The organism is Natrinema sp. H-ect4, assembly GCF_041894845.1.
In the GTDB taxonomy this organism is placed as follows: domain Archaea; phylum Halobacteriota; class Halobacteria; order Halobacteriales; family Natrialbaceae; genus Natrinema.
The window spans coordinates 286,603-298,144 of record NZ_JBHDYC010000002.1; the positions used below are offsets into that span (position 1 = coordinate 286,603).

An 11,542-nucleotide genomic window follows, 5' to 3' on the forward strand; every position below is an offset into this window, starting at 1 on the left:
AGTAGGGAAAAGCGGCCAGACGGAGCGATGGATCTCCGGCGAGCCGCCCTCGTCGCCGTACTCGCCTGCTGTCTCGTTGCCAGTGCAACGATACTCGTCGGGTTTCCGGTCGCCAACGGAACGTCGGGGCGCGAACTGGCCGCCGCTCGAGCAGCCACGGATGGAACACCGAGCCCGTCCGAACTCGCCTGTCCGCCTCAAGCAGGGGAGCGGAATTCGACCGCCACTGACACGACGAAGAACCCCCAAATCGTCGGCCTCTATCCAAACCCCACCACCGACGGCAACGCCGGCGAGTTCGTCGTTCTCGAGGTCCCGCCCGAAACCCGCCTCAAGACTCTGGCACTTACGGACGGCCATACGACGGCGACACTCCCGAACGAGACGGTCACCGGACGTGTCGTCGTGAGTACTGCCCCGAACGTCACGAAAGCGCTGACCGAACTCCCAGTCCTCGGGCTCGGGGGTCACCTTCAGCTCGCGAACGATGGCGACAATCTACAACTCCGAAATGCGACGATCACGATCGATTCCGTCTCCTACGACAGCGCGCCGGCAGCCGAACGGTGGTACCGAACGGCGTCGACCGATGCCGCAGCGGAGAGCGACGGCGACGGCCAGTGGTGGCCGCGAGACGCGACCTGTCTCCCCGTCTCGAGCGCCGAGATCGACGAGGCCACTGCATTCATCCTCCCCGACGGCCCCGAGATCCCGCGGGAGACGATCCGGAACGCCGACGAGCGGCTCCTGCTGGCCGGCTACACCGTCACCTCGGAGACGATCGCCGCGGACCTCGTCGACGCGGCTGAGCGTGGCGTCGACATCTCGGTGCTCCTCGAGGCGAGCCCCGTCGGTGGCACGCCGGCGGCGACCGAGGGCGTCCTCGAGACGCTCGCAGCCAGCGGAGTCGACGTGCGGGTCATCGGCGGCGAAAGCGGGCGCTACCGGTATCACCATCCCAAGTACGCCGTCGCCGACGACCGCGTGCTGGTCACCAGCGAGAACTGGAAGCCCTCGGGCGTCGGCGGCGAGAGCAGCCGCGGCTGGGGCGTCCGACTCGAGGACGAGACGCTCGCAACCGATCTCGCGAGCGTTTTTCGAGCCGATTTCCGGGGCTGGGACACGGTATCGGGCGACGCCTACCGGGCGAACGCCTCGTTCGTCGATGATACGGAGCAGGGTTTTTCGTCCGACGCCGGGTCCGAGTTCCCGACGACTCACAAGCCTGCGACGGTCCCCGTCGACTCCGCCGAACTCCTGCTCGCGCCGGACAACGCCGAGGGCCGACTGCGGGAGCTACTCGCCGGTGCGGACGACGAAATCGTGGTCATTCAGCCCAGTATCGCCGCCGACGTCTCGTTGCTTGAAGCGACCCTCGAGGCGGCCCGCCGTGGCGTTGACGTGAAAATTCTACTCGGATCAGCGTGGTACAACACAGATGAAAACGAGCGCCTCGCGGCGGATCTCGAGCGGGTCGCCGATCGAGCGGACCTTCCGCTCGAGGTCCGCCTCGTCGAGGATACCAACCGATTCGAGAAAATCCACGCCAAGGGGGTGGTGATCGACCGGGAGGTCGTGATCGTCGGCAGTGCCAACTGGAACGCGAACTCGCTCGAGAACAACCGCGAGGTGCTCGTCGCGCTCCACGGCGAGCAGGTTGCGAGCTACTACGCCGACGTGTTCGACTCCGACTGGTCGGGCGATACCTGGTCGTTCCCGATCGGACTCAGCGTGGCGGTCGTCGTTGCACTCGCTGCTGCGGCGATTATCGGACGGCGGTACATTCGGTTCGGTGATCAGACGCTGTCCGACCGCACCTGACCGACGGTGACTGTCGAATCGAATCGGCCGTCTCGTGGGTTCCGTCGCTTGAATGATACGGTGTACTCGGACGGGATTGAGAGAGCAAAAAGGAGTTCTTAATCCGCGTGACTGCCGGCCTCGAGTTCGAGCAGTTCACAGCAGTCCGCTTCGGCGTCGAAACAGTCGGGACATTGCTCGGGTCGGTCGATGATCGTGTCCAGCCGTTCTGCGACGGTGTCGTCGATGACGCTTTCGAGGGCACGGGCCTCGTCGCGAAACTCCTCGACCTCGAGGACGTTCGCGAGGAACCGCTCGATGATACAGTAGGTCTGGAGGGCGTTGTGGGCGCGTTCGAGTCCCTCGTCGGTCAGACTGGCTCCCTTGTACTTCTCGTGGTCGACGAGTTCGCGGTCCTGGAGTTTGCCGACCATCTCGTTGACGCTGGCCGGACTCACCTCGAGCAGATCCGCGAGCGTCCCGGTCGATGCGGGGCCATCCTCGATTCGCTGCGCCAGGTAGATCGCTTTGAGATATTGATCTGCGGTGTTCATGCTCTCCCTCCACTGGGGCCGCCGTGGATCGCGTTCGTGTTGCGCCGGTGTAACTGAACCCGGGAACCGATACGGGCATCAGATGGCGAGCCGCTGATAGCGGCCGCCGCGGTCGTCCGTCCCTCGATCATGCTCTGTGCTCCATGATCTCGGTCACTTCCTCGACGCCCTCTTTTTCCTCCTCGCGGATGCTGTACAGTGTCTCGAGTAGCCGCTCCCGATCGACAGCGAATCCGGCGTCCGACGCCTCGATCGCGTCGATCAGGTCGTCATAAAACTTGTAGGCCGTTTCCTCGTTCGCCAACTGATCGTAGAGAACGCCGTCCGTATCCTCCGGCGGCCCATACTGGGCGTCGACCAGCGCGTTTATCTCCTCGTATCCGACCGTTTCAGCCTCGAGATCGTCGATCAGCGCCTCGAGTCGCTCGCGGTGGTCGGCCGACTCGGCGGCCGCCTCGGCGAGCAACTCCTCCACCTCCTCGTCGAACTCCGCCCGCTCTTGGGGGGGCAGGGACTCGATGTGGTGGGCGGCGCGTGACTCGACGAGTTCCTCCAGTACGACCCCGATCTGCAGCAATCGGGTCAACTGGTGGTCGCTCGAGACACGCTGTCCCAGACTCATATCGTGACAAGAGGGCCGGTGTTACTTAGTCGTCTCGGAGAACGGGCGTCAGAACGGGATCGAAACAGAAGAACGGAAAGAGAGCGGTCGGCGTCTCGGTATACACGGGGCGCAAAGCGCCCTGTTCGTTCGAGGGTCTCGCTGCGCGAGCCCCTCGCTAGTCTCGCTGCCGAAGACGCGCACCGATCAGACTCTCGAGGTCGTCACGGAGTTCGTCGACATCGATCTCCTCGAGGACGGGCACGAAGAAGCCCTCGACGAGCATGTTGCGGGCCGAACGTGGGTCGACACCACGGGAGGTCATGTAGAACAGATCCTCCGCGTCGATCTGGCCGACCGTCGCGGAGTGGCTGGCTTCGGTGTCGTGGTTGTTGATGATCAGCTGCGGGGAGGCGTCGGCCTCGCTCTCGTCGCTTAGCATCAGTGTGTTCTCGCGCTGGTAAGAGCTCGTGTCCCAGGCGTCGGTGCCGACGTCCTGGACGCCCTCGTAGACCGAACGGGCGACGTCGTCGATGACGCCGCGGGTGACGAGGTCGGCGGTCGTGTGTTCGGCGCGGTGCCAGACCTTCGCGTCGAGGTCGAAGTGCTGATCGTTGTGGCCGTAGAACGCCCCGACGATCTGCGTTTCCGAGCTATCGCCGCTGAGGGTCGTCGAGACCTCGGTCTTCGTCAGCTGGGTACCGAGGTTGCCCTCGATCCAGTCGATCGTCGCGTAGGTGTCGGCGACGCCGCGCTTGACTGTGAAGTTGTAGGCCTCCTCCGAGAGGTTCTGAAGGCTGCCGTACTGGACGTAGCTGTTCTCGCCCGCGGCGACTTCGACGACGCCGCTGTAGTACTGCTCCTCGGCTGCTTCGCCGGTAGACTGGCGCTCGAGAATCGTAACCGAGGACGATTCCTCGGTGACGACGAGCGTGTAGTTGAACAGCGAGCGGGAGTTTTGCTCCGTTCGGATGGCGACATCTTCGGCGTCGACGCCTTCTGGAACGTAGACGACCGTCCCGGTGCTGAAGAGGGCGGTCGAGAGCGCCGTCAGGTAGTTCTCCTGGGGGTCCACGGTGGTACCGAAGTGTTCCTTCAGGAGGTCCTCGTGCTCTTGAACCGCGTCGGCCCACGAGAGGACCTCGGCCTCGTCGGGACCGACCTGGTCTTTGTTTTCTGCTGCGTTCAGCGGGTCCACGAGGGACTCGAAGTCCAGTTCGTGGAGGTTCGTCCAGTCCTGACCCGGCGTCCGGATGACGTCGGGCATGTCGAGGTCCTCGAGGGCGTCGAGGGCCTCGAGACGGATCTCGAGGAGCCACTCGGGTTCCTCGAGGTCGCCGCTGATTTCGCGTACCTGTTCGTCCGTTAGATTGGCGTGTACCTGTGTTCCTGCGCTCATATTATCCGAGGCTCCCCTCCATCTCGAGTTCGATGAGGCGGTTGAGTTCGACCGCGTACTCGATCGGCAGTTCCTCCGTGATCGGCTCGATGAAGCCGGCGACGATCATCTTCTTGGCGTCGTCGTCGTCCAGTCCGCGCGACTGGAGGTAGAAGATGTCCTCGTCGCCGATCTTGCCGACGGTCGCCTCGTGAGCGACGTCGACCTTCGACTCCTCGATCTCCATGTACGGCATGGTGTCCGACGTGGACTCGTTGTCGAACATCAGGGCGTCACACTCGACGGCGGTGCTCGAGTTCTCGGCACCGTCGGCGATGTGGACGAGGCCGCGGTAGTTGGTGCGGCCGCCGTCCTTGGCGATCGACTTGGATTCGATGGTCGAACTCGTCTCGGGCGCGTTGTGGTAGACCTTCGCGCCGGTGTCGATGTCCTGACCCTCGCCCGCCAGGGCGATGGTGATGTGGGTGTCTGTCGAGCCGCGACCCTTGAGAATCGTACACGGGTAGAGCATGGTCACTTTCGATCCCATGCTGCCCGAGACCCACTCCATCGTGCCGTTTTCCTCGACGATGGCGCGCTTGGTATTCAGGTTGAACGTGTTCTTCGACCAGTTCTGCACGGTCGAGTACTGAACGTGTGCGTCCTCGCCGACGAAGACCTCGACACCACCCGAGTGGAGGTTGTGGGTCCCGTACTTGGGTGCGGAACAACCCTCGATGTAGTGAACCTCAGAGCCTTCCTCGGCGATGATGAGCGTGTGCTCGAACTGGCCCATCCCTTCCGAGTTCATCCGGAAGTAGGCCTGCACTGGCATCTCGACGGTGACGTCCTCCGGGACGTAGACGAACGATCCGCCGGACCAGACGGCTCCGTGCAGCGCCGCGAACTTGTTGTCGCTTGGCGGCACGCAGGTCGTCATGAAGTGCTCTTTGAGGATTTCGGGGTGCTCCTGAACGGCCTTGTCCATGTTGCAGAAGATGACGCCCTTCTCCTCCCACTGCTCCTGCATGTTCTGGTAGACGACCTCGGACTCGTACTGGGCACCGACGCCGGAGAGTGCGTTCTTCTCGGCTTCCGGAATGCCCAGTTTGTCGAAGGTGTCCTTGATCTCGTCGGGCAGCTCCGTCCAGTCGTCGACGCCTTCGCGCTTGTCGACGTCCGGGCGGATGTAGGGGATGATCTCTTCGACGTCCAGTTCGGAGAGATCGGGCATGCCGGGCCAGTCGGACGGCATCGGCATATTCTGGTACTGCTCGAGCGCTCGAAGACGCCGCTCGAGCATCCAGTCGGGCTCGTCCTTGTCGTCGGAGATCATGCGGATGACCTCCTCGGTCAGGCCCTTCCCGGATCTAACGGCGGAGTTCTCTTCTTTCTTGAACTCGAACCGGGCCTCAGTGTCTGTCTCTTTTAGGTGGTCTTGATCGGAACTCATTGGTTGATGTAGTTGTGTTTACGGCTGCAGCGTTATTACGGTTGTTCTAGTCGAATTCGGTTACGCGGTGCCGTAGACTTCCTCGCGGACCCAGTCGTACCCCTTGTCCTCGAGCTTCTCGGCGAGCTCCGGCCCGCCGCTCTTTGCGATCTGACCGTCGAGCATCACGTGGACGTGATCGGGCTCGACGTAGTCGAGGATTCGCTGGTAGTGGGTGATCTGGAGGATCCCGGTGCCCTGCTCGTCGCGCAGCGCGTTGATCCCGTTCGAGACATCCTGCAGCCGGTCGATGTCGAGCCCGGAGTCGATCTCGTCGAGGACGGCGATCGAGGGCTCGAGGATGGCAGCCTGCAGCACTTCGTTTTGCTTCTTCTCCCCGCCGGAGAAGCCGGCGTTGAGGTAGCGCTGGGCGAACTTCTCGTCCATCTCCAGCTGTTCCATCTTCTCCTGCAAGATCCCCTGGAACTCGGCGACGCCGACCTCGCCCTCGTCGACGTTCCCTTCCATCGGCGAGGTCTCGAAGCCGTCGTCCTCGTCTTCGACTTCCTCACCGTCCTCATCCTCGAAGAGTTCCTCGCGCTCTTCGATCTTGGCGTTCAGTGCCGTTCGGAGGAAGTTCGTCATCGTGACGCCCTCGATCTCGGCCGGATACTGGAAGCCGAGGAAGATGCCGAGCGCGGCGCGCTCGTTGGGTTCGAGGTCGAGCAGGTTCCAGGTTCGCTGGTCCTCATCGATCTCGATGTCCTCGCCGAACTCCTCGTCCTCGAGGTGGAGCAACACTTCACCGTCGGTGACCTCGTAGGCCGGGTGGCCGGCGATGACCTTCGCGGTCGTCGACTTCCCGGAGCCGTTCGGCCCCATCAGGGCGTGGATCTCGTCCGACTGTACTTCGAGGTTTACACCCTCAAGGATCGTCTCGTCGCCCTCCGCTACTTCCGCATGCAGGTTGTTTAGTTCGAGGCGTGCCATAGTATTCTGTCGTATGGACCAAGGGGCGTTCGCCCCATAACGTTTTCGTGTTCGATTGGATGCGGTCCTATTTTGAGAAGATTATTTTTCGTTTTGGAAACCCACAGGCTCGAGCACAGTGGGGGGTCATTCGGCAATCGCGGAAACGAACGGCGGCGCTCGCTTCGAGGTCGTCACCGACCGACTCACATGAAGCTGTCGAGACCCTTTTGCTCCTGCCCGTTTTTCACTTCGTCCCACGAGATGTCGAGTGCCTCGAGGATGCGTTCGATCGGCCCCTGCAGCGTCTTCTCGAGCATCTTGTCGTAGTCGACCTCGAACTCCTCGGGAATCTGGTCTTCGTACTCGAAGCAGATGACGTCGGGATCGCGCTTGAACGCGCCGTAGAGCGGGTCGGTGCGGGCGTCGAACCCTTCTTCCGCCTCGAGTCGTTCGAAGAACGAGGGATCGACGCGGTCGAGGTAGAGCCGCTTGGGTTTGCTCCCACGCTGGAAGTTAGTCCCTAGCAACAGGTTGGCGTACTTCGCGCCGCGGACCTGCGCCGTGTCGGTATCGTAGTTGTCCAGTCGCTTGCCGATACCGCCCGGAATCGCGATATCCTCGAGCGAGATGTCACCGTCCAGAACGTCCTCGATGATGCCGTTGACGTACTCCTTCGCGCCTTCGATATCGCCCTCGCGGACGATCATCTCGATGACGCGGTGCTGGACCTCCTTGGTGATCGGGGCGATATCCGAACGCTGGTACTCGAAGCCGACGATATCAACGTTGTTGACGTCCTTGCCCTCCTTCCAGGTGATGTGGCCCGCGTAGCGTTTCTTCTTGCCGGCCTGGAAGAATCGGCGGTAGAGCTTCTCGAACTCGATCTGGAAGCGGTGTTCCTCGGCGTTCAGGTCGTCTTTCGCGAAGTCATCATAGCGACCGTTGATGTACTCCTCGATCTCGAAGGACTGCTCGATGGCATCCTCTTTCGACACGTCGGAGCCGAGCTCGAGCATGACGCTGTCGGTGTCCCCGTACGCAACGGTGTAGTCCAGTTCGCCTGCGGCGGTGTCCGTAAACTCGATCACTTCGCGACCGGTCGCGGTGATCGCGGATGCCGCGTCCTTATCATAGAGCCGGAATTGTTCCCATCCCGACACCCCGTAGAGCGAGTTCATGATGACCTTGACCGCGCCCTGCTGGCGGTCGTACTGCTCGTACTCCCGGGAACCGGGTTCGTACTCGTTGCGCTGGGATTTCTTCTCCTCGCGTTCGGCCAGCAACTCGTTGATCATCTCTCGCATGACGCCGTCGGGCTCCTTGCGGAAGTGGGTCGGTTCGGGTCTGGTCGGCGCGACGTAGGTCTCCCCGTCGTACTCGTTGGGATCGACCCGCGTCTCCGGCGAGGCGTTAATCGTCGTCATGCACATCGGATACAGCGACTTCAGGTCGAGCACGGTGACGTTTTCCTTGACGCCCGTGATCGGCTCGAACACCGCGCCGCCCTCGTACTCCTCGCCGGCTTCCTGTTGGCCTTTCGAGGGCAGCGCGAACCGCCCATAGGCCTCGTGGAGGACGTACATGTCGACCGCGTCGCCCGGCGTCGGCGCGTCCTCGAGTTTACAGCCGACGAACGAGCGTACCTCGTCCCAGAAGGTGACGATTTCCTGCTGGCGGTCGAGTTCGACGCACAGTTCCACGTCCCGGAGGTTGTACTCGAGCAATCTCGTCGGATCGCCTTCCCAGAGGTCACCGATGTCGCCAGCGTACCGTTCCTTGCCGACGCCCAGTTCGGCCTCGCCGACCGCATCCAGCCGATAAGAGTCGAGTTCGGAGAAGACCGTCCGCTGGTAGGCATAGAGCAGGTCGAAGACGATCCGGCCCTTGATGTCCGGGCCGCCCCAGTTGCTGCGCCAGACCTCGTCGACCCGAGAGAGCTGGTCGATGGAGAGGTCGTACTCGTGGTGGGGACCCGACAGTTCCTCGAGGCGGTCGAGGAAGTACGGCGCGTCGAAGTCCTCGAAGTTCCAGCCCGTGAGGATGTCCGGGTCGGTGTCGTCGATGTACTCGATAAAGGCCTCGAGCATGGCCTCCTCCTCCTCGAAGCACCGGACTTCGTGGTCGATCGCGCCCTCGATGGGGTCGTAGCCGTCGATTTCGGTGGGGATCTCGCCGTCGCCGATTGGGGCCTCGTAGAGCCACATGATGTACTCGTCGTCGTAGGAATCGTGGCTCGTCAGACAGACGATCGGCTCCTCGCCGTCCTCGGGGAACCCCTGCCGGTCGTCGACCTCGATGTCGAACGTGTTCACGCGGGGGTCGGCGTCGACATCGGCCGCCTCGACTTCGGTGTGGGGGACGACCAGTGAATCGTCGTCCGCGCGTCGCTCCGGGACCCGAATGCCGCTCCGGACGTCATTGTCGATCAGGAACCGGTTCGGGAATAGGATGTCGGCCTCGAAGTGATCGAAGTCGTCCCGGATCTGCCCGACGTCTCGGGGCGTCTGGCCGAAGATCTTGGTGAGTTTCTCGCCCCGAATGCTCTCGTAGGGCTCGCCGTCCGCGTTGTACTCCTCGCTGCCGGTGAGCCGGTCGTACTGCTCCTCGGGCGGTCGCTCGAGCGTCTCCGTCGGCGCGTAGAAGTACGGCTGGAAGCCGACGACCTGCACGTGCTCGAGTTCGTTCTCGGAGGTCCGCCCGAACACGTGCATGATCGGTCGCTCCTCGTCGCCGTAGCCGGCGATCGTGTAGTCGACCTGCATCACGGCGAGCTCGAGTTCGCCCTCGGGTTCGGGGAGGGTCTCCTCGACGACGTCGATCACCTCTGCGGCGTTCGATCCGCCGTTACCGGCGATGGCAACCGCCTCTTCTGCCGGCCGGTCGTCGGTCTCCTCGGAGTCGCCGCCGAACTCCGTGAGTCCGGTCTGGCCCGCCTCAGTCATGATAGCGAGATTTGCAGTCGGCGGATAAAAACCCCTGCAATCCCCGCCCGCGAGCGGTGTCACACGGGGTGCGCTCGACTGCTGCTATGGGAGCGCTCGACTGTTGTGACCGACACGACGGGAGTGTACGGTGCGACCACGATCCACTCAGAGACCGACGTTGTCCCTGTAGACCGGGTCCCAGAGCTGACACTCCGGTTTCGGGCCGGATTCCCGAACGATCTCGTCTTCGGTGAGCCGCACCTGTGTCTGCTCGCCTGCGGTGAACTGCGGCCAGTCGGGTCGGAGGTGACTGTTCGGGTTCCCGGTCGCGGCTCCCAATGGGGCCCGAACGTACAGTCGTCGTTTCATAGCCATAGTGACTTTAGCAATATTATTCCACTATAAAAATTATTATTTATTCTCCATAGTGGGCCTGTTTATATGTTGTATCGAAGGTTTGCAGGAGCAACAAGAACTATAACTTGCTAACACATAGCATGAAATCAGGTGATCGATGTGTCCACCCACATGAAAGACGATGCGACGGATCGGAGTGAACCGAGCAGCGAACCCGAGGGGACCGCAACGATCGAATCCTACGAGACCGACGACGGCGTCGTCTTCTACGACGCCGAGAACCCGCTGGCGTGGGTAGAGACCTCCCGTACGCTCACGCTCGAGGATCTGGCCTGAGACGGTCTGCTGTCACTGTGTACCGGCGCACCCATATGGCGGGTCGCGGGTGCGCCAGAAATGACTGACAGTAGTCCGTATGAAAGGGCAGTCGCGAAGCGAACGTTTTTGCTCCCGCTGGTCATCGGGCCGTATGTGGTACTCGACCGGAACGAGAACGAGCCCGAGGAGTGGGACCCCGAGGAGGAGTTTTACGACCCCGACAGTGACGGGTTGACGATCCCACAGGTGACGACCGGAAACGAGTCGGACGGCGACCCGGACGAACAGTCGGTCGAAGTCGACATCCCTCGCGTCTCCACCTCCGAGATGGATGCCCCGGACGAGGTTATCGAAACCTTCTGGGTGCTGGTGTTGGTTATCAACGTCGCCGTTCTGGTCGTGTCGCTTGGTCTGATGCTAGTCGCGTTCGAGGGCGACCTCAGGCGCGGCGGGATCCTTCTCATCGCCGGGCTCGTTCTGTTCGGGCTGGCCGGTCGCCGATACAGCGGATTTCCCGACGGGGAAACTACTGACCGTGACGCTAGCACTGAACGCGATATCCCCACTGAACGCGACGCTACCACTGAGAGCGACACCGAGGCGGACGACACCCCCACTGCCAACGCGGAAACGGCCGGATTTACGGCGGACGAGACAACCGAAACTGCTTCGGAAGACGGGACGCAACAACGGCCATCGAACCGGAACGACCGTTCATGAAAACAGTCGAAGACGACACCGGCAAACGGTACCTGCTTCGGAAACGATCGGATACGGCGAGTCTCGTTCGCGATCCCGAAACCGGTAACGAGTGTTACATCCAGAACGACCGCCTCGAGGCGGTCGGCGATGAATCGGCCCTCGAGACGGCTGCGCGAAGCGTGAGCGATCCGGTTTTGACGCTACTGACGAATGTCCACGACGAGGAAACACTAGGTCTACTGGTCGAACTCTCGGAGCGGGGACCGCTCGGCGTGCGCAGCCTGCTCGACGCCTACGACTTCTGTGAGAGCGATCTGCACGGGCGATTCGCGGTCCTCTCCGCCGCAGGGCTGCTCGAGGAAACCGACGTCGCCGGCGAGCGCGGCTATCGAATCACCGAGACGTGTGAGACCGCACTCGACGCGATCCGGACGGATCTCGAGACGACGAACGAGTCGGCGGTAGAAGAGTCCTGAGCGCGAGCGAACTGGCCGGTTCGAGACG

General features: G+C 62.4%; 11 protein-coding genes. 4 read left to right on the forward strand and 7 right to left on the reverse strand.

Annotated features, from left to right (window positions below; translation table 11 throughout):
- Positions 1-27: 27 nt before the first annotated feature.
- Positions 28-1,821, forward strand: a complete 1,794-nt coding sequence (locus ACEWFR_RS04290; protein WP_374059863.1) for a phosphatidylserine/phosphatidylglycerophosphate/cardiolipin synthase family protein — start codon at positions 28-30, stop codon at positions 1,819-1,821.
- Between the two features lie 98 nt (positions 1,822-1,919).
- Here the strand turns inward: ACEWFR_RS04290 and ACEWFR_RS04295 are convergent, their stop codons facing one another.
- The 7 genes from ACEWFR_RS04295 to ACEWFR_RS04325 all read right to left on the reverse strand — a co-directional run bounded on the left by ACEWFR_RS04295 (position 1,920) and on the right by ACEWFR_RS04325 (position 10,036).
- Complete coding sequence (locus tag ACEWFR_RS04295; protein WP_374059864.1) at positions 1,920-2,354, reverse strand: metal-dependent transcriptional regulator; 435 nt, start codon at positions 2,352-2,354, stop codon at positions 1,920-1,922.
- Between the two features lie 127 nt (positions 2,355-2,481).
- The gene (locus tag ACEWFR_RS04300; protein WP_374059865.1) at positions 2,482-2,976 is read right to left on the reverse strand and encodes a ferritin-like domain-containing protein; all 495 of its coding nucleotides are present in this window, start codon (positions 2,974-2,976) and stop codon (positions 2,482-2,484) included.
- A 157-nt stretch (positions 2,977-3,133) separates the two neighbouring features.
- A complete protein-coding gene (sufD, locus tag ACEWFR_RS04305; RefSeq protein WP_374059866.1) occupies positions 3,134-4,354 on the reverse strand; it encodes a Fe-S cluster assembly protein SufD in 1,221 nt (406 codons plus the stop codon).
- Between the two features lies 1 nt (position 4,355).
- Positions 4,356-5,786, reverse strand: a complete 1,431-nt coding sequence (gene sufB, locus ACEWFR_RS04310; RefSeq protein WP_098724061.1) for a Fe-S cluster assembly protein SufB — start codon at positions 5,784-5,786, stop codon at positions 4,356-4,358.
- A gap of 60 nt (positions 5,787-5,846) precedes the next feature.
- On the reverse strand, positions 5,847-6,755 hold the full coding sequence (locus tag ACEWFR_RS04315) for an ABC transporter ATP-binding protein (protein WP_374059867.1): 909 nt from the start codon (positions 6,753-6,755) through the stop codon (positions 5,847-5,849).
- Positions 6,756-6,940: 185 nt separating this feature from the next.
- Positions 6,941-9,679, reverse strand: coding sequence for a DNA-directed DNA polymerase (locus tag ACEWFR_RS04320; protein WP_374059868.1), 2,739 nt, complete (start codon positions 9,677-9,679; stop codon positions 6,941-6,943).
- Between the two features lie 147 nt (positions 9,680-9,826).
- Positions 9,827-10,036, reverse strand: coding sequence for a hypothetical protein (locus tag ACEWFR_RS04325; RefSeq protein ID WP_374059869.1), 210 nt, complete (start codon positions 10,034-10,036; stop codon positions 9,827-9,829).
- Between the two features lie 132 nt (positions 10,037-10,168).
- Here ACEWFR_RS04325 and ACEWFR_RS04330 point away from each other — a divergent pair, with 132 nt between their 5' ends.
- From ACEWFR_RS04330 to ACEWFR_RS04340, 3 genes are all read left to right on the forward strand, one after another.
- Complete coding sequence (locus tag ACEWFR_RS04330; RefSeq protein ID WP_226042592.1) at positions 10,169-10,354, forward strand: hypothetical protein; 186 nt, start codon at positions 10,169-10,171, stop codon at positions 10,352-10,354.
- Between the two features lie 135 nt (positions 10,355-10,489).
- Positions 10,490-11,056, forward strand: a complete 567-nt coding sequence (locus tag ACEWFR_RS04335; RefSeq protein WP_374059870.1) for a hypothetical protein — start codon at positions 10,490-10,492, stop codon at positions 11,054-11,056.
- Entirely contained in the window at positions 11,053-11,514 is a 462-nt protein-coding gene (locus tag ACEWFR_RS04340) for a hypothetical protein (protein ID WP_374059871.1), read from the forward strand. Before ACEWFR_RS04335 ends, ACEWFR_RS04340 begins: the two co-directional genes overlap by 4 nt.
- Positions 11,515-11,542: the final 28 nt, after the last annotated feature.